Raw genomic sequence first — 18,148 nt, 5'->3', positions numbered from 1 at the left:
AGCCAGATTGCTGACAAAGTGCAGTCTTTTGGAATTGCCCGGCAGCGTGCGCTGCACGGGCTTACGTCGCCGGATGCAGAAGGTCATGTCGACCGAATAAGGCGCAGCCGCCATCCGGCGTAGTAAATGTGGGCCACAATATCTGATACCGGTGTGTTGTTCGCCTCAGCCTTAGCTCGGATTCAGCTTTCCTCAATTATTTTACCGCTTTGCCTCTCAGCAGCTTTCTTACCCACAAACGATTTGGATTCAGCGCCGCTAACGTTTCCCTGTCCATCGGTAACGGCTCCTCACTCATTTGCGCCGCCAGAATCTCCGCCGCCAGAGGCGCGGAACATAAACCGCGTGAACCCAGAGCCCCCAGCATATACAGATTGCGGTGAACCGGTGCTTCTCCGGCCTGCTCAGGATGTTCAACCAGCGAGGCATACTCACGTAAGGTGGCGTCATAATCGGGCACATTTCCGACCATTGGTAAATGATCGCGCGTGGCACAGCGCACGGCGCAACGGGCCTCGTTTGCGCTGATATCCACCTCCTGTGCCCATTCCGCCAGCGGGAAACAGTCAATCAGGCGTTGACGATTCTGTCGCTGATCTTCCGGGCTGAAATCCGTATTCGTCTCCCCGCGATGATAGCTCGCGCCAATGCAGTGCTGTTGATTATGCGGATTTTGCGGCGTCAGATAGCCGTCGTAGCACAGGACCTGACGCAATTGTGATAACCCTGCCGTGGTGGGAATATGGCTGACCTGCCCGGCAACCGGATACATCGGGAGATGCGCCGTCTGGACGAAACGGGTTACCTGATGGCCATTCGCCAGCACCACGATCTCATGGTACTGCCGCTGGTTCAATTGCCAGCCGTTACCATCAGCGCTGATAGTCTCAACGGGGAAATTGTAGTGAACACGTAATCCCTGGGTGGCGGCGAGGGAGAGAATCTCGGCGGTTAGCTGTTGTGGGCAGAGCCAGCCGCCAGCGGGATAGCTTATCCCTCCGCAGCCGGTTTCCACGCCGGTGATGTCTGCTGTAGTCTGCGCGTTTACAGCAACGGCGATTTCCTGGGGCAGGTTAAGGGTGAGCATCTGGGCAATTTTCTGCGCGCTTTTTTCATCCCAACCCAACTGGGTAACACCGCACCAGTCATGCTCAAACGGCACCGGAAGCATGTCGTACAGGCGGCGGGCAAAAGTAAACGCCGCCGGAAAAAAACGGGCCAGCGCCGGATCGTGTTGGCTTAGCAGCGGATAAAGCGCGCCCTGACGGTTGCCGGAAGCGCCTTCCGCCGGAGCGCTGTCGGCGCAATATAACGTAACCTGCCATCCACGGCGCAGCAGCGCCAGAGAGAGCAGGGCGCTGGCGATCCCCCCACCGATAATCGCCGCCTCGCGCAGTTCCGTTCCGCGACGGGAGAACCATGGCGTACGCAAAGGGAAGGTCAGCGTTTGCGCCATTTCGCCGGTAAGCATTTCACGCTTGCGGCCAAACCCTTTGCGCTTCCGCATGCTGAACCCGACTTCCTGTAGCCCACGACGAACAAAACCGGCGGAGGTAAAGGTGGCCAGGGTGCCGCCAGGTCTCGCCAGGCGGGCCATGGCGGAAAAGAGCGTCGGCGTCCACATATCCGGGTTTTTCGCCGGGGCAAAGCCGTCAAGGAACCATGCATCTACCTGCTGATTCAGTGAATCATCCAGCTCGTCGGTCAGTTCGTTGATATCGCCAAACCACAAATCGAGGGTTACGCGCCCGTTATCCAGCAGCAGGCGATGACAGCCTGCGATCGGCAACGGCCACTGCGCCTGAAGCTGTTCCGCCCATGGCACCAGCTCTGGCCAGCGCTGATGCGCCAGACGCAGGTCTTCCGCTTGCAGAGGAAATTTTTCAAAACTGATGAAATGTAATCTTTGCAGGGTAGCGTCAGGGTTATCGCGGTGAAAAACGTCAAACGCCTGCCAGAGCGTGAGGAAGTTAAGGCCAGTGCCGAATCCGCTTTCGGCGACAATAAATAACGGGCGCGGATGAACGGGAAAACGTTCGTTGATCTGGTTAGCGCCGAGAAAAACGTAGCGTGTCTCTTCCAGACCGTTGTCATTGGAAAAGTAGACGTCGTCGAAATCTCGGGAAACAGGTGTACCCTCAGCATTGAATTCCAGCCTGGCAGGTTGTATAGCGTTTTGTTTCACGTAAGTTACTCGAATCACAAGGTGTAGCACGATCTTAACGATGTGTGCCGGGAGGCGCAAATTTATACATAAATTGTCTGATCGGACTTGTTCGGCGTACAAGTGTACGCTATTGTGCGACACGAAACTTAATATAGTGTGACTTACAGAGGTATTGAATGAAACGTGCAGTGATTACTGGCCTGGGCATCGTTTCCAGCATTGGTAATAACCAGCAGGAAGTCCTGGCATCTCTGCGTGAAGGACGCTCCGGGATCACTTTCTCTGAAGAATTTAAAGATTCAGGAATGCGTAGCCACGTATGGGGTAACGTCAAGCTGGACACAGCCGGTATGATTGACCGCAAAGTGGTTCGTTTCATGAACGATGCCTCTATCTATTCCTATCTCTCCATGCAGCAGGCGATCGAAGATGCTGGCCTGAAAGACGAGGTTTATCAGAACAACCCGCGTGTGGGCCTGATTGCCGGTTCTGGCGGTTCTTCTAAATCTCAGGTTTTCGGCGCTGACGCAATGCGTAGTCCGCGTGGTCTGAAAGCCGTGGGGCCTTATGTGGTGACCAAAGCGATGGCATCTGCGGTGTCCGCTTGCCTCGCGACACCTTTCAAAATCCACGGCGTGAACTACTCCATCAGCTCCGCATGTGCGACTTCCGCTCACTGTATCGGCAATGCGGTTGAACAAATCCAGCTGGGCAAACAGGACATCGTGTTTGCTGGCGGCGGCGAAGAGCTGTGCTGGGAAATGGCCTGTGAATTCGACGCGATGGGCGCATTATCCACCAAGTACAACCAAACACCAGCAAAAGCCTCCCGTACCTATGATACCCATCGTGACGGTTTTGTTATCGCCGGCGGCGGCGGTATGGTTGTCGTTGAAGAGCTGGAACACGCTCTGGCGCGCGGTGCGCATATCTATGCTGAAATTGTTGGTTACGGCGCAACGTCCGACGGTGCGGATATGGTTGCGCCATCCGGCGAAGGCGCGGTGCGCTGCATGAAGATGGCGATGCACGGCGTTGATACTCCTATCGATTATCTGAACTCTCACGGTACTTCCACGCCGGTTGGCGATGTGAAAGAGCTGGGCGCGATTCGCGAAGTCTTCGGTGATAACAGCCCGGCAATCTCCGCCACAAAAGCGATGACCGGCCACTCCCTGGGCGCTGCAGGCGTGCAGGAAGCTATCTACTCGCTGCTGATGCTGGAACACGGTTTTATCGCCCCGAGCATCAACATTGAAGAGTTGGACGAGCAGGCTGCAGGGCTGAACATCGTGACCGAGCCGACAGAACGTGCGCTGACGACGGTTATGTCTAACAGCTTCGGTTTTGGCGGCACCAACGCCACGCTGGTGATGCGCAAATACAAGGCATAACCTGCCATCGTTGAAAAAGGAGCCAGTCGGCTCCTTTTTTATCCTGTTGACAGACCCTTGCGTCTGCAGGCAAACTCCTGCCACAACATTATTCTCTCCGATAATGCGTAAGCGTTTAACGTCATCCAACGCGCCTTAATCCTGACAATCAGGTGGAGAAGGCGTGGCTATTACCCCGCCTTACTCTGCGAACTGGAGTAAAGCATGTCTGCAGTAATGAAAACCACAATCTCCTCTTCAGCGAACGGTTCGTTATTTCGTATCACGCTTGCCATTTTCCTGACCTATATGACCGTCGGTCTGCCGCTGACCGTGATCCCTTTGTTTGTCCATCAGGAACTGGGCTTTGGCAACACTATGGTGGGTATCGCCGTAGGTATCCAGTTTCTGGCAACCGTGTTAACTCGCGGCTATGCCGGTCGCCTGGCGGATCAGTATGGCGCGAAGCGCTCCGTACTCCAGGGGATGCTGGCCTGTGCGCTGGCGGGCGGCGCCTGGCTGTGCGCTGCGCTGTTGCCGGTATCGGTTTTGGCGAAGTTTGGCATACTGATTGTCGGGCGTCTGATTCTTGGGTTTGGCGAAAGCCAACTGCTGACGGGTAACCTGAGCTGGGGCATGGGGCTGGTGGGGCCATCGCGTTCCGGTAAGGTGATGTCGTGGAATGGTATGGCAATATATGGCTCGCTAGCGACAGGGGCCCCGTTGGGACTGTTAATCTACAGCCATTATGGTATCCCTGTGCTGGCCTGCGTCACCATGCTGTTGCCGTTAGTCGCATGGGCGATCAACGGTACGGTGCCAAAAATACCGGCTCACGGTGGCGAGCGCCCGTCGCTGTGGAGCGTTGTGGGGATGATCTGGCGGGCAGGTATTGGACTTGGGCTGCAGGGCGTGGGTTTCGCCGCGATAGGCACATTCATTTCGCTCTATTTTGCCAGCAATGGCTGGGCGATGGCCGGTTTTACGTTAACCGCGTTTGGCGGGGCGTTTGTGCTGATGCGCGTGCTGTTTGGCTGGATGCCGGATCGTTTTGGCGGCGTGAAGGTCGCCACCGTTTCGCTGCTGATCGAAGCGATAGGGTTGACGCTGCTTTGGCTGGCGCCAAATGCCTGGGTGGCTCTGGCGGGGGCCGCGCTAACCGGCTGCGGCTGTTCGCTTATCTTCCCGGCGCTGGGGGTAGAGGTCGTGAAGCGGGTGCCGCCCCAGGTGCGCGGCACTGCGCTTGGCGGCTATGCCGCGTTTCAGGACATCTCTTATGGCGTGACGGGGCCGCTTACCGGGCTGCTGGCGACTTCTTTAGGCTACTCTTCCGTCTTCCTGGCCGCAGCGATATGCGCTGTTCTGGGGATTGTGGTGACGCTACTGTCATTGCGCCACCAGGCGAGTACCCTGGTCCGGCATACGGGGGGATGATGGTTTTACATCATCAACCACAGCAGGATGAGTAGTACGATCAGCGTCAGCGCGATGACCCACGGTTTTTTGAATACCCGTCTGGGCGAGGCGGGGGGAGACTGAACCGGGGGAATGGTCAGTGTCTCCTGTGCTCTGGCGACTCTGAGAACAAAGATTTTGTTAAGCAGGGTCAGCAACTGTGCCGCGCTTAGCGGTGTTTGCGCTGTCACGTGCCAGCTGGTTTGGGCAAAACTCATCACTTTTTGCCACTCTGCCGCTTCAAGCGGCTGTTTTAATGCGGCCTGTAACGAGGTCAGCGTTGGCGCCGCCTGCGCGCTGAGCGTTTGCCGGGCGTGTAGCCAGTATGAGAGCGGGGTGAAGTGGGTAGCCGGGATCAGCTCCCCGCTTTTTACGCCGCTGAGCTCCAGCATGGACTGCCAGATGAGCTTACTGGATTCACCGGTGGCGGCGGCAAGTTTGGTCACCTGCTGATTGAGCGTGTTGTGTTCCGCAGGCAGCAGCGGGCGGTGCGTTGGCGGGCGCTGCTGAGGCTGAGGAATCGAGAGCTGGCCGCTTTGCAGTAATTGCAGCACATTTTCCAGCTGCGGCTGAGTGAGTGCGTGCAGTGAAGTCTGCCCGTCATGTTGACGAATATAATCGCTGACCGCCTGGCGAGTGTTGCCCTGGTTAAGCCGTTCGCTCAGTTGCGCCAGGACCTGCCGCCGGTGATGATTTTGTTGTGCAAGGATTAAGCGTTGATTCAGGCTATTTTCCGCGGCCGTAAAATGGTTTGCCAACAGCGGCGCATCACTCTTCAGGCCCAGATCGTGTTTGACACCGGCCCACACTTCCGCATTTTGCTGCGATGTTAACGCCACCAGGCGCGTAATCTGGCGCTCGAGTACGGTGCGTTGCTGCATGGTGAGCGGAGGTTCGCCTGTCTCCGGAGGGCGATCGGACATACCTGAAACGGGTTGCGTCATGACTAATCCTTTCCGTATTACTGTACTAAATTACTGTACTAAGGGCCGGGGGATGATGTTCCTGGCGGCAAGATTATGGCACACTTCCCCGGTTTACACTCGCTCTCAGACAGGTACTGAATCGTGAAAATCCTTGTTGATGAAAATATGCCCTACGCGCGTGAGCTTTTTAGCCGTCTGGGGGAAGTGAAGGCCGTTGCGGGTCGTCCTGTCCCGGTCGACGCGTTAAACGATGCCGATGCGCTGATGGTTCGTTCCGTCACTAAAGTTAATCAGGCGCTGCTCGACGGCAAGGCTATAAAATTCGTCGGCACCGCCACCGCGGGCACCGATCATGTTGATCAGGAATGGCTGGCGCAGGCGGGGATCGGTTTTTCCGCCGCGCCGGGCTGCAACGCGATAGCGGTGGTGGAGTATGTGTTTTCAGCGCTGTTAATGCTGGCCGAACGCGATGGTTTTATGCTCCGCGATCGCACGGTTGGCATCGTCGGCGTCGGCAACGTCGGCGGGCGTTTGCAGAAGCGCTTTGAGGCGCTGGGGATTAAAACCCTGCTTTGCGATCCGCCGCGTGCCGATCGCGGAGATGAGGGCGATTTCCGCCCCCTTGATGAGCTGGTGCAGGAAGCGGATATTCTGACCTTTCATACGCCGCTATATAAAGAGGGGCAGTATAAAACGCTGCACATGGCGGATGAGGCGCTGATTCGCCGTCTGAAACCGGGGGCGATTTTAATCAATGCCTGCCGCGGCGCGGTGGTGGATAACGACGCACTGCTCAAATGCCTGGAGGAAAACCCGCCGTTAAGCGTGGTGCTGGACGTCTGGGAGCCGGAGCCGGACCTGAATACTGAATTGCTCAAGCGGGTTGATCTTGGCACACCGCACATTGCCGGCTATACCCTGGAAGGGAAAGCGCGCGGCACGACCCAGGTTTTTGAAGCCTATAGCGCGTTTATCGGTCATCCGCAGCAGGTGGCGCTGGATACGCTGCTACCGGCACCGGAGTTTGGCCGTATTACGTTGCACGGACCGCTCGATCAGGCAACGTTAAAACGACTGGTTCATTTGGTGTATGATGTGCGCCGCGATGATGCGCTGTTGCGAAAAGTCGCTGATGTCGCGGGCGAGTTCGACAAGCTGCGTAAAAATTATCAGGAACGCCGTGAATGGTCGTCGTTGTACGTACAGTGCAGCGATGCTCAGGCGGCGACGCTGTTGCGTCAGCTGGGCTTTAATGCCGTACATCATCCGATTCGTTAATATCATCTTAATGCGCCTGCCGGATACGCCGGCAGGGGCGCTTTTTTCTGGAGTACACCACCATGTCTGAAGGCTGGAATATTGCCGTACTGGGCGCAACGGGCGCCGTAGGCGAAGCCTTGCTCGAAACTCTTGCCGAACGTCAGTTCCCGGTGGGGGATATTTATGCGCTGGCGCGGGGTGACAGCGCTGGTGAACATCTGCGTTTTTCCGGTAAGTCGGTTGTCGTTCAGGATGCTGCCGAATTTGACTGGACTCTGGCCCAACTGGCCTTTTTTGCCGCCGGTGTTGAAGCAACCGCGACGTATATCGAAGAGGCCACTCAGGCGGGCTGCCTGGTAATTGATTTAAGCGGCCTGTTCGCGCTGGAGCCGGATGTGCCGCTGGTGGTGCCGGATGTGAATCCGTTTGTCCTTGCGGATTACCGCAATCGCAATGTTATCGCGGTACCAAACAGCCTGACCAGCCAGCTATTGTCGGCGTTGAAACCGTTGATCGATCAAAGCGGTCTGTCGCGTATCAGCGTAACCAGCCTGCTTTCCGCTTCCGCACAGGGGAAAAAGGCGGTCGATGCGCTGGCTGGCCAAAGCGCCAAATTACTGAATGGTATGCCGATCGATGAAGACGATTTCTTTGGTCGTCAACTGGCATTCAACATGTTGCCATTGCTGCCCGATCGTGAAGGTAGCGTGCGCGAAGAGCGCCGTATTGTCGATGAAGCACGTAAAATTCTGCAGGATGACGGTCTGATGATTTCCGCCAGCGTTGTCCAGTCTCCGGTGTTCTACGGCCACGCGCAGATGGTCAGCTTTGAAGCGCAACGCCCGCTGGCGGCGGAAGAAGCGCGCGATGCTTTTGGCCGCGGCGAAGATATCGAGCTGTCCGAGGAGAGCGAATTCCCGACCCAGGTGGGCGATGCATCCGGCAACGCCCGTCTTTCAGTGGGGTGTGTTCATAATGATTACGGTATGCCTGAGCAGGTACAGTTCTGGTCCGTTGCCGATAATGTTCGCTTTGGCGGCGCGCTGGTCGCGGTGAAAATTGCTGAGAAGCTGGTTCAGGAGTATCTCTACTGATGTCCGGGATGGAACAGCCGGTCTATAAAATTGCGCTGGGCATTGAGTATGACGGCAGCAAGTATTATGGCTGGCAGCGGCAGAACGAAGTCCGTAGCGTACAGGAAAAACTGGAAAAGGCGTTGTCGCAGGTGGCCAATGAGCCGGTTAACGTCTTTTGCGCGGGGCGTACTGACGCCGGTGTTCATGGCACCGGGCAGGTGGTGCATTTTGAAACCCGCGCGCTGCGTAAAGACGCGGCATGGACGCTGGGGGTTAATGCAAATTTACCTGGCGATATCGCGGTACGCTGGGTTAAGGCAGTGCCGGAAGACTTTCACGCCCGTTTCAGCGCCACGGCGCGCCGTTATCGTTATGTTATCTATAATCATCGTTTGCGCCCGGCGATATTGAGCCGCGGCGTCACCCATTATTATCTTCCTCTGGATGCCGGGCGGATGCATCGCGCCGCCCAGTGTCTGCTGGGAGAGAATGATTTCACTTCGTTTCGGGCGGTGCAGTGCCAGTCGCGTACGCCGTGGCGTAACGTGATGCACATTAACGTCGCGCGTTATGGCGCTTATGTGGTGGTGGATATCAAAGCGAATGCCTTTGTACATCATATGGTAAGGAATATTGTCGGCAGCCTGATGGAAGTAGGTGCCGGTAACCAGCCAGAGAGCTGGATTGCAGAACTTCTGGCGGCAAAAGACCGGACGCTTGCCGCCGCAACGGCAAAGGCCGAGGGATTGTATCTGGTATCGGTGGATTATCCGGCCCGCTACGATCTGCCGGTCATGCCGATGGGCCCGCTGTTTTTGGCGGACTAATACATACTCGACGTCATTCGAGCAGCATGATAAACACGCGACGGCGCCAGCAGGAAGGCGGCGCATAGATGGACCGGATACGCCGCAGCCAACGCGCATGCAGTTTGAGATATGATGAATGGAGTTATTAAGGGCTAACGCAAATTATGGATCTGATTCATTTTTTAATTGATTTTATCCTGCATATTGATGTGCATCTGGCTGAACTGGTTGCGCAATACGGTATCTGGGTATACGCGATTCTGTTTTTGATTTTGTTCTGTGAAACCGGTCTGGTGGTAACGCCTTTCCTGCCCGGAGATTCTCTGCTGTTTGTGGCAGGGGCGCTGTCAGCGCTACCGACCAACGATCTCAATGTGCATTTAATGGTGTTATTGATGGTGATTGCCGCAGTTGCCGGCGATGCGCTGAACTACACTATTGGTCGGCTTTTTGGCGAAAAGCTATTCAGCAATCCTCATTCTAAAATCTTCCGCCGCAGCTATCTGGACAAAACGCATCGTTTCTACGAGCGCCATGGCGGGAAAACGATTATTCTGGCGCGTTTCGTGCCGATCGTCAGAACTTTTGCGCCATTTGTCGCGGGGATGGGGCATATGTCCTATCGGCATTTCGCGATGTATAACGTGGCTGGCGCGTTGCTGTGGGTACTGTTGTTTACTTACGCAGGCTATCTGTTTGGCGATTTGCCGATCGTACAGGAAAATCTGAAGCTGCTGATTGTGGCGATTATCATCCTTTCGGTACTGCCAGGCGTGATTGAAGTCATCCGTCACAAGCGGGCAGCGGCGAAACAGGCGAAATAACGCGGTGAATTTCTTCGGTCGGTACACTGTCGTCCGAAGAGTAAAGTGTGAGCGGTTCGACCACTTTTTTATCCCATGTTACGGGATGTTATGATTTAATGTGCAACATTCATGGTCTGTAAGGGGCAAAAATGGCATTATGCGCCCCTTGCGACAAAACTGGCATCGACCAGGTTCTGGTAGAAAGGTTATCAATGAGCTGGATTGAACGAATTAAAAGCAATATAACCCCCACCCGTAAGGCGAGTATCCCTGAAGGTGTATGGACCAAGTGCGACAGTTGCGGTCAGGTATTGTACCGGGCAGAGCTGGAGCGCAACCTGGAGGTTTGCCCTAAGTGCGATCACCATATGCGCATGTCGGCGCGCAATCGCCTGCATAGCCTGCTGGACGAAGGTTCTCTTGTGGAGCTGGGAAGCGAGCTCGAGCCAAAAGATGTGCTGAAGTTCCGCGATTCGAAAAAGTATAAAGACCGTCTGGCATCAGCCCAGAAAGAGACTGGCGAAAAAGACGCGCTGGTGGTCATGAAAGGCACCCTGCATGAAATGCCGGTTGTTGCCGCTGCTTTTGAGTTCTCCTTTATGGGAGGATCAATGGGGTCTGTGGTCGGCGCGCGTTTTGTGCGTGCGGTCGAACAGGCTCTGGAAGACCACTGTCCGCTGATTTGCTTCTCGGCCTCTGGCGGCGCGCGTATGCAGGAAGCGCTGATGTCGCTGATGCAGATGGCGAAAACCTCCGCGGCGCTGGCGAAAATGCAGGAGCGCGGGCTGCCGTATATCTCCGTGCTGACCGATCCGACGATGGGCGGGGTATCGGCGAGCTTTGCCATGCTGGGCGATCTCAACATCGCTGAGCCAAAAGCACTGATCGGTTTTGCGGGTCCCCGCGTTATCGAACAGACCGTGCGTGAGAAACTGCCGCCGGGATTCCAGCGCAGTGAGTTTCTGATTGAGAAAGGGGCGATCGATATGATCGTTCGTCGCCCGGAAATGCGCCTGAAGCTGGCCAGTATTCTGGCGAAGCTGATGAACCTCCCGACGCCAAATCCGCAGCTTGCGCCGGAAGGCGAAGTGGTGCCAGCGGTGCCGGATCAGGAACCCGAGGCCTGATGATACAGAGGGCGGGCCTGACGGCGCTGCCCTTTTTTTTACGCGTAGTTATCTTAACTCTTGCCGGATATCATGGAAAAACAACCTATTCCTCAGGCCGCGTCGCCCCTGGCAACGTGGCTTTCTTATCTGGAACATCTGCATAGTAAAGCGATTGACCTCGGGCTGGCGCGTGTCAGCGAAGTGGCGAAGCGGATGTCAGTATTAAAACCCGCGCCGTTTATCTTTACGGTAGCTGGAACCAACGGCAAAGGAACCACCTGCCGTACCCTGGAATCGGTACTGATGGCGGCGGGTTATAAGGTTGGCGTCTACAGTTCGCCGCATCTGGTGCGCTATACCGAGCGGGTGCGGGTGCAGGGCGAGGAACTGCCGGAACTTGCGCATACGGCCTCTTTTGCGGAAATTGAAGCCGCGCGCGGCGAGATTTCCCTTAGCTATTTTGAATTTGGTACCCTTTCGGCACTGTGGCTGTTTCAGCAGGCGCAACTCGACGTGGTGATTCTGGAGGTTGGCCTTGGCGGCCGCCTTGACGCGACCAATATCGTCGATGCCGATGTGGCGGTGGTGACCAGTATTGCGCTCGATCATACGGACTGGCTGGGGCCGGATCGCGAAAGCATTGGCCGTGAAAAGGCGGGTATTTTTCGCGCCCGGAAGCCAGCTATTGTTGGTGAACCGGATATGCCGCTGACTATCGCCGGGGTTGCCAGTGAAAAAGGCGCGTATCTGCAGCGCCGCGATGTTGACTGGCATTATAAAACAGCCGCGCAGAGCTGGTCGTTCAGCGATCGGCGCGGCACACTGGCCAATCTGCCGCTGCCGCAGGTACCTCTGCCGAATGCCGCGACCGCGCTTGCCGCCCTGCGCGCCAGCGGGCTTAAGGTTGACGAGCAGGCGATTCGCGAGGGGATTCAAAATGCGATGCTTCCGGGGCGCTTTCAGATAATCAGCGATACTCCACGGGTGATCCTGGATGTTGCGCATAATCCACACGCGGCGGCTTACCTCGCCGGGCGTCTCAAAACCTCAGGGAAAACGGGGCGCGTACTGGCGGTGATTGGTATGCTGCATGACAAGGATATCGCGGGTACGCTGGAAAACCTGAAAGCGGAAGTTGACGACTGGTACTGTGCGCCGCTGGAAGGGCCGCGTGGCGCCACGGCGGCACAACTGATGGAACATTTGCGCGCAGGCCAGGTCTATACCAGCGTCGCACAGGCGTGGCATGCGGCGATGGCTGATGCCAGACCAGAAGATACGGTGCTGGTGTGTGGTTCATTCCATACGGTGGCGCATGTAATGGAAGAGATAGACGCGGGGAGAATCGGTGGCCAGTAAGTTTCAGAACCGTTTAGTCGGGACGATCGTGCTGGTGGCGCTGGGGGTGATTATCCTGCCAGGGCTGCTGGATGGTCAGAAAAAACACTATCAGGATGAGTTTGCGGCCATTCCGCTGGTACCAAAACCGGGGGATCGCGATGAGCCGGATATGCTGCCAGCGGCGACGCAGGCGTTGCCTTCACAGCCTCCGGAAGGGGCGGCGGAAGAGGTGAGAGCCGGGGATGCCGCGGCGCCATCGCTCGATCCGTCGCGGATCCCGGTGAACAGTAACAGTTTTGATGTGGCGCAGGAGCCGGTTGTGACGGCAAAATCGCAACCTCAATCTCCACCGAAACCTCAGCCTGCACCTAAACCTGAACCGAAACCTCAGCCTAAGCCGGTCGAGAAACCACAGCCGCAGAAGCCGGCTGAAATTCCGGCGCCGACCGGTAAAGCTTATGTTGTGCAGTTGGGCGCGCTGAAGAACGCCGATAAGGTCAATGAGATTGTCGGCAAGCTGCGCGCCTCCGGGTTTACTGTCTACACGGTGCCTTCGACGCCGGTGCAGGGGAAAATCACGCGCATTCTGGTGGGGCCGGATACCTCGAAAGAAAAGCTGAAGGGGCAGCTTGGCAAGCTGAAGCAGCTTTCAGGACTCAGCGGCGTGGTGATGACCTACAGTCCGAACTAACCCTATTCTCTTTTTAGCTGAGAAGAGTGTAATCTGTGAACAGCCTCCGCTGAAGGGGTGTAAGGCGGTATGGCGTTGAATGTTTTTTCAGCGCCATTTTTATTTCTGTAGGGTATGGAAATCCCTACGCAAACGTTTTCTTTTTCTGTTAGAATGCGCCCGAACCGGAAGACAGGGCGTGAAAATCGTGGGACGTATATGGTCTGGATTGATTACGCCATTATTGCGGTGATCGGTTTTTCCTGCTTGGTTAGCCTGATCCGCGGCTTTGTTCGTGAAGCTTTATCTCTGGTAACCTGGGGATGCGCTTTCTTTGTTGCCAGCCATTACTACACTGACCTGGCTGTCTGGTTCACGGGCTTTGAAGACGAACTGGTTCGAAATGGGATTGCTATCGCGATACTGTTTATCGCAACGCTTATCGTTGGCGCTATCGTTAATTTTGTGATCGGTCAACTGGTGGAAAAAACCGGCTTGTCGGGTACCGATAGAGTGTTAGGGAGCTGCTTTGGCGCCCTGCGTGGTGTGCTAATCGTCTCGGCGATGTTGTTCTTTCTCGATAGCTTTACCAGTATGGCGAAAAGTGAAGACTGGCAAAAGTCTGAGCTGATCCCGCAGTTCAGTTTCGTTATCAGATGGTTCTTTGACTATCTGCAGAGCTCGTCAAGTTTCTTGCCCAAAGCATAAGCGTTGGGATGTAGCTTAACGAGGAAAAGACGTATGTGCGGTATTGTCGGTATCGCCGGTGTTATGCCGGTAAACCAGTCGATTTATGACGCGTTAACGGTGCTTCAGCATCGTGGGCAGGATGCCGCAGGCATCATCACTATTGATGCGAACAACCGTTTCCGTTTGCGAAAGGCGAACGGTCTGGTGAGCGATGTTTTTGAAGCCCGCCATATGCAGCGTTTGCAGGGTAATATGGGGATTGGTCACGTTCGTTACCCGACGGCTGGCAGCTCCAGCGCCTCTGAGGCTCAGCCTTTCTATGTTAACTCGCCGTACGGCATGACGTTGGCGCACAACGGTAACCTGACCAACGCTCACGAGCTGCGTAAAAAACTGTTTGAAGAAAAACGCCGCCATATCAACACCACCTCCGATTCCGAAATCCTGCTCAATATCTTCGCCAGCGAGCTGGACAATTTCCGCCACTACCCGCTGGAAGCCGACAATATTTTTGCGGCGATTGCCGCGACCAACCGGCAGATTCGCGGCGCCTACGCCTGCGTGGCGATGATTATCGGTCACGGTATGGTTGCCTTCCGCGATCCGAACGGTATTCGTCCGCTGGTATTGGGTAAGCGCGATGTGGGCGATGGCCGCACCGAGTATATGGTTGCGTCGGAAAGCGTGGCGCTGGATACGCTGGGCTTTGAGTTTCTGCGTGACGTCGCGCCAGGTGAAGCCATATACATCACAGAAAAAGGCCAGTTGTTTACCCGCCAGTGCGCGGAAAACCCGGTCAGTAATCCATGCCTGTTCGAGTACGTGTATTTTGCGCGGCCGGACTCATTCATTGACAAAATTTCCGTCTATAGCGCCCGCGTCAATATGGGGAGAAAACTGGGTGAGAAAATCGCCCGTGAATGGGAAGATCTCGATATTGATGTGGTGATCCCTATTCCGGAAACCTCCTGCGATATCGCGCTGGAAATTGCCCGCATCCTCGATAAGCCATACCGCCAGGGCTTCGTGAAAAACCGCTATGTGGGCCGTACCTTTATCATGCCTGGCCAGCAGCTGCGTCGTAAATCCGTACGGCGTAAACTGAACGCCAACCGTGCTGAGTTCCGCGATAAGAACGTGCTGCTGGTTGATGACTCCATCGTGCGCGGCACCACGTCAGAACAGATTATTGAGATGGCGCGTGAAGCCGGGGCGAAGAAAGTGTATCTGGCCTCTGCTGCGCCGGAAATTCGCTTTCCGAACGTGTATGGCATTGATATGCCAAGTGCTAATGAGCTGATTGCTCATGGCCGTGAAGTGGATGAGATCCGCCAGCTTATCGGCGCAGATGGCTTGATTTTCCAGGGCCTGAACGATCTGATCGATGCGGTTCGTGCGGAGAATCCGGATATTCAGCAGTTTGAATGTTCGGTGTTCAACGGTATCTATGTCACCAAAGATGTCGATCAGCGGTATCTGGATTATCTGGATACTCTGCGTAATGATGATGCGAAAGCGGTTCAGTTGCAGAATGAAGTCGAAAACCTGGAGATGCACAACGAAGGGTGAGTCTTACGGGTTATCATATGGCCTGCGCTCGTAAGAGCGCGGGCCATTTTTTTGGTGATTCATCATCCATCGCAACGTTATGCTGTTGCGTTAGAGAGGATAATCCGGCAAAGTTTGCGCCACTGTGTAAGAAGGAGCAATTACCGTGAAGCGACTCATTGTTGGTATTTCCGGCGCCAGCGGCGCAATTTATGGCGTGCGATTGCTCCAGGTTTTACGCGATGTGTCTGATGTCGAAACTCACCTTATTTTAAGTCAGGCTGCACGGCAGACGCTGGCGCTGGAAACGGATTTTTCACTGCGTGAAGTGCAGGCGTTAGCCGATGTGGTTCACGATGTTCGCGATATTGCCGCCAGTATCTCTTCCGGTTCGTTTAAAACCGCCGGGATGGCGATCCTGCCGTGTTCGATGAAAACCCTGTCCGGCATTGTGCATAGTTATACCGATGGTTTGTTGACCCGGGCTGCGGATGTGGTGCTCAAGGAGCGCCGCCCTCTGGTGCTGTGCGTGCGGGAAACGCCGTTCCATACCGGTCACCTGCGTTTACTGCTCCAGGCGGCGGAAATGGGCGCGGTGATCATGCCGCCGGTGCCTGCGTTCTATCATCGCCCGCAAACCCTTGACGATGTGATTAACCAGACGGTTAATCGCGTTATCGATCAGTTTGATATTACCCTTCCACAGGATCTTTTCACCCGCTGGCAGGGCGCACAGGATTGCACTAAATAAGTGCAATGCATTCGTGAGTGTGCTCTTGTGGTGCAATTTTGTCGTCCCGATCAAATCCCCGATATTTAATTTGCTTTTTTGCGTTCTGGCGCTGCGGTTTATCCGTTATTGCTGGTATCTTTCCCTTTAAGACAAATACGCAACCTTTAATTAACAAATTTAACGTTGTTTTCTGTAGTCATTGTGAAAATGGCATACAATGTGCAGGAATTTGTCGGCAGTACAAATAACAAGACGACGCATCGCATAACAATATCACGACACTTAAGGGTAACCTATGAAGAAGACGGTCCTGGCTCTCTCTTTAATGATGGGAATTTGCAGCGTTTCCAGCGCATTCGCTGCGCTGCCGAAGAGTATTCGCATTGGCACAGACCCCACCTATGCGCCTTTTTCATCAAAGGATGCGAAAGGGGATTTCGTGGGTTTTGATATCGATTTGGGCAATGAACTCTGTTCGCGTATCAAAGTTAAATGTACCTGGGTGGGCAGCGACTTTGACGCGCTGATCCCGTCGCTGAAGGCCAAGAAAATCGATGCTATCATCTCTTCGCTGTCGATTACTGAAAAGCGTCAGCAGGAGATCGCGTTTTCTGACAAGCTTTACGCGGCGGATTCCCGACTGATTGCCGCCAAAGGTTCGCCGATTCGACCGACGCTGGCATCCCTGAAAGGTAAACATGTCGGCGTACTCCAGGGCTCCACGCAGGAAGCTTATGGAAATGCATACTGGCGCAATCATGGTGTCGATGTGATCGCCTATCAGAATCAGGATTTAATTTATTCAGACCTTGCCGCTGGCCGTCTGGATGCCGCATTTCAGGATGAAGTCGCCGCCAGCGAAGGCTTCCTCAAGCAGCCCGCCGGTAAAGATTTTGCTTTTGCCGGCCCCTCCGTTAAAGACAAAAAATATTTTGGTGATGGTACCGGTATCGGGTTGCGTAAAGACGATACCGAGCTGAAGACGGCGTTTGATAAAGCACTGGCCGATATGCGTAAAGACGGTACCTACGACAAGATGGCGAAGAAATACTTCGATTTTAATGTATATGGTGACTAAGACGCCCGCAGGCCCGGAATGCCGGGCCATGTGGAACCGTCTTGCTCTTTATTGGTGCGTGAGTGATTTTTTTGAACCATCATGGTGCGCAAGATGGCCTCGTTGCACGATAAAATTGCATAGTTACGCGTTTCTGGTGCGAAAAGATTTCCTTTCTGGCGCAGAATGTTTTGCCTTATCGGGGCGAATAATGGCACGATAACTGGTGTAAGTGCTTCTAATAAACCCGTTAGAATGACAGTCTGTTGAGGATAGTTATGAAAAAACTGGCGTTGTCTCTCTCTTTAGCGCTGGCGCTTTCCAGCGTTTCCGCCGTATATGCAGCAATTCCGCAAAAAATTCGCATCGGTACCGATCCGACTTATGCCCCGTTTGAATCAAAAAATGCGCAGGGCGAATTAGTGGGTTTTGACATTGATCTGGCAAAAGAGCTGTGTAAGCGCATTAATACAAAATGTACCTTCATTGAAAACCCACTGGATGCACTGATCCCATCCTTAAAAGCGAAGAAAATCGATGCCATCATGTCCTCGCTTTCGATCACGGAAAAACGTCAGAAGCAAATTGCCTTTACCGATAAACTTTACGCGGCAGATTCTCGTCTGGTGGTGAAAAAGGGGAGTGATATCACCCCCGATCTGGATAAGCTGAAAGGTAAACGTGTGGGCGTGCTGCAAGGAACAACGCAGGAAACCTACGGTAATGAATATTGGGCGCCGAAAGGCATTGAGATCGTCTCTTATCAGGGGCAGGACAATATTTATTCAGACCTGACCGCCGGACGCATTGATGCCGCGTTCCAGGATGAAGTGGCCGCCAGCGAAGGGTTTCTCAAACAGCCCATCGGCAAAGATTATCAGTTTGGCGGTCCGTCGATTAAAGATGAGAAGCTGTTTGGTGTCGGTACTGGTATGGGACTGCGCAAAGAGGACAACGAACTGCGAGAAGCACTGAATAAAGCCTTTGCCGAGATGCGTAAAGACGGCACCTACGACAAGCTGGCGAAGAAATATTTTGATTTTAACGTGTACGGAGACTAACCATCTTGCGTACCCCATCGTGCGTCATTTGGCGCGCGATGGTCGATGACAGACAGGGTAAGACAGC

16 protein-coding genes are annotated in these 18,148 nt (G+C 54.7%); 14 read left to right on the top strand and 2 right to left on the bottom strand.

What is annotated here, in order from left to right:
- Window positions 1-196 precede the first annotated feature (196 nt).
- Window positions 197-2,185, bottom strand: a complete 1,989-nt coding sequence (gene mnmC / locus FN037_RS12115) for a bifunctional tRNA (5-methylaminomethyl-2-thiouridine)(34)-methyltransferase MnmD/FAD-dependent 5-carboxymethylaminomethyl-2-thiouridine(34) oxidoreductase MnmC (RefSeq protein WP_138361411.1) — start codon at window positions 2,183-2,185, stop codon at window positions 197-199.
- A 158-nt stretch (window positions 2,186-2,343) separates the two neighbouring features.
- Between mnmC and fabB the strand changes: the two genes are divergently transcribed.
- Both fabB and FN037_RS12105 read left to right on the top strand, forming a co-directional pair.
- Entirely contained in the window at window positions 2,344-3,561 is a 1,218-nt protein-coding gene (fabB, locus tag FN037_RS12110; RefSeq protein WP_138361410.1) for a beta-ketoacyl-ACP synthase I, read from the top strand.
- A 204-nt stretch (window positions 3,562-3,765) separates the two neighbouring features.
- Entirely contained in the window at window positions 3,766-4,974 is a 1,209-nt protein-coding gene (locus FN037_RS12105) for an MFS transporter (RefSeq protein WP_142502334.1), read from the top strand.
- Between the two features lie 5 nt (window positions 4,975-4,979).
- On the opposite strand, the gene flk is transcribed toward FN037_RS12105, so the two are convergent.
- On the bottom strand, window positions 4,980-5,939 hold the full coding sequence (gene flk / locus FN037_RS12100; protein ID WP_138361408.1) for a flagella biosynthesis regulator Flk: 960 nt from the start codon (window positions 5,937-5,939) through the stop codon (window positions 4,980-4,982).
- Between the two features lie 123 nt (window positions 5,940-6,062).
- Here flk and pdxB point away from each other — a divergent pair, with 123 nt between their 5' ends.
- The 12 genes from pdxB to hisJ all read left to right on the top strand — a co-directional run bounded on the left by pdxB (window position 6,063) and on the right by hisJ (window position 18,081).
- The gene (pdxB, locus tag FN037_RS12095; RefSeq protein WP_138361407.1) at window positions 6,063-7,199 is read left to right on the top strand and encodes a 4-phosphoerythronate dehydrogenase PdxB; all 1,137 of its coding nucleotides are present in this window, start codon (window positions 6,063-6,065) and stop codon (window positions 7,197-7,199) included.
- A gap of 62 nt (window positions 7,200-7,261) precedes the next feature.
- Window positions 7,262-8,275: an aspartate-semialdehyde dehydrogenase gene (locus FN037_RS12090; protein WP_142502333.1), complete on the top strand. Its 1,014-nt coding sequence runs from the start codon at window positions 7,262-7,264 to the stop codon at window positions 8,273-8,275.
- Window positions 8,275-9,084, top strand: coding sequence for a tRNA pseudouridine(38-40) synthase TruA (gene truA, locus FN037_RS12085; RefSeq protein ID WP_138361405.1), 810 nt, complete (start codon window positions 8,275-8,277; stop codon window positions 9,082-9,084). Before FN037_RS12090 ends, truA begins: the two co-directional genes overlap by 1 nt.
- 146 nt (window positions 9,085-9,230) lie before the next feature.
- Window positions 9,231-9,890 carry a DedA family protein gene (locus tag FN037_RS12080; RefSeq protein ID WP_138361404.1) on the top strand — a complete coding sequence of 220 codons (660 nt, stop codon included), beginning with the start codon at window positions 9,231-9,233 and terminating at the stop codon, window positions 9,888-9,890.
- A gap of 194 nt (window positions 9,891-10,084) precedes the next feature.
- On the top strand, window positions 10,085-10,999 hold the full coding sequence (accD, locus tag FN037_RS12075) for an acetyl-CoA carboxylase, carboxyltransferase subunit beta (protein WP_138361459.1): 915 nt from the start codon (window positions 10,085-10,087) through the stop codon (window positions 10,997-10,999).
- Between the two features lie 72 nt (window positions 11,000-11,071).
- Window positions 11,072-12,340, top strand: a complete 1,269-nt coding sequence (folC, locus tag FN037_RS12070) for a bifunctional tetrahydrofolate synthase/dihydrofolate synthase (protein WP_138361403.1) — start codon at window positions 11,072-11,074, stop codon at window positions 12,338-12,340.
- Complete coding sequence (gene dedD / locus FN037_RS12065) at window positions 12,330-13,013, top strand: cell division protein DedD (RefSeq protein WP_138361402.1); 684 nt, start codon at window positions 12,330-12,332, stop codon at window positions 13,011-13,013. The genes folC and dedD overlap by 11 nt, the downstream gene beginning before the upstream one ends.
- Before the next feature lie 198 nt (window positions 13,014-13,211).
- Entirely contained in the window at window positions 13,212-13,700 is a 489-nt protein-coding gene (gene cvpA, locus FN037_RS12060; RefSeq protein WP_142502332.1) for a colicin V production protein, read from the top strand.
- 33 nt (window positions 13,701-13,733) lie between these two features.
- Complete coding sequence (gene purF / locus FN037_RS12055; RefSeq protein ID WP_138361400.1) at window positions 13,734-15,251, top strand: amidophosphoribosyltransferase; 1,518 nt, start codon at window positions 13,734-13,736, stop codon at window positions 15,249-15,251.
- A gap of 145 nt (window positions 15,252-15,396) precedes the next feature.
- Window positions 15,397-15,981, top strand: a complete 585-nt coding sequence (locus FN037_RS12050) for a UbiX family flavin prenyltransferase (protein WP_142502331.1) — start codon at window positions 15,397-15,399, stop codon at window positions 15,979-15,981.
- A gap of 277 nt (window positions 15,982-16,258) precedes the next feature.
- Entirely contained in the window at window positions 16,259-17,041 is a 783-nt protein-coding gene (argT, locus tag FN037_RS12045) for a lysine/arginine/ornithine ABC transporter substrate-binding protein ArgT (RefSeq protein WP_138361398.1), read from the top strand.
- Window positions 17,042-17,298: 257 nt separating this feature from the next.
- Window positions 17,299-18,081, top strand: coding sequence for a histidine ABC transporter substrate-binding protein HisJ (hisJ, locus tag FN037_RS12040; protein WP_138361397.1), 783 nt, complete (start codon window positions 17,299-17,301; stop codon window positions 18,079-18,081).
- Window positions 18,082-18,148 lie beyond the last annotated feature (67 nt).

This window comes from Klebsiella sp. 2680 (assembly GCF_900198535.1).
Classification (GTDB): domain Bacteria; phylum Pseudomonadota; class Gammaproteobacteria; order Enterobacterales; family Enterobacteriaceae; genus Klebsiella; species Klebsiella indica.
This window is presented reverse-complemented; position numbering and strand designations above follow the sequence as displayed.

Coding starts and splice junctions, on each gene's coding strand:
- fabB (WP_138361410.1), top strand. CDS start 2,344: ATGAAACGTGCAGTGATTACTGGCCTGGGCATCGTTTCCAGCATTGGT.
- FN037_RS12105 (WP_142502334.1), top strand. CDS start 3,766: ATGTCTGCAGTAATGAAAACCACAATCTCCTCTTCAGCGAACGGTTCG.
- flk (WP_138361408.1), bottom strand. CDS start 5,939: ATGACGCAACCCGTTTCAGGTATGTCCGATCGCCCTCCGGAGACAGGC.
- FN037_RS12090 (WP_142502333.1), top strand. CDS start 7,262: ATGTCTGAAGGCTGGAATATTGCCGTACTGGGCGCAACGGGCGCCGTA.
- truA (WP_138361405.1), top strand. CDS start 8,275: ATGTCCGGGATGGAACAGCCGGTCTATAAAATTGCGCTGGGCATTGAG.
- FN037_RS12080 (WP_138361404.1), top strand. CDS start 9,231: ATGGATCTGATTCATTTTTTAATTGATTTTATCCTGCATATTGATGTG.
- accD (WP_138361459.1), top strand. CDS start 10,085: ATGAGCTGGATTGAACGAATTAAAAGCAATATAACCCCCACCCGTAAG.
- folC (WP_138361403.1), top strand. CDS start 11,072: ATGGAAAAACAACCTATTCCTCAGGCCGCGTCGCCCCTGGCAACGTGG.
- cvpA (WP_142502332.1), top strand. CDS start 13,212: ATGGTCTGGATTGATTACGCCATTATTGCGGTGATCGGTTTTTCCTGC.
- purF (WP_138361400.1), top strand. CDS start 13,734: ATGTGCGGTATTGTCGGTATCGCCGGTGTTATGCCGGTAAACCAGTCG.
- argT (WP_138361398.1), top strand. CDS start 16,259: ATGAAGAAGACGGTCCTGGCTCTCTCTTTAATGATGGGAATTTGCAGC.
- hisJ (WP_138361397.1), top strand. CDS start 17,299: ATGAAAAAACTGGCGTTGTCTCTCTCTTTAGCGCTGGCGCTTTCCAGC.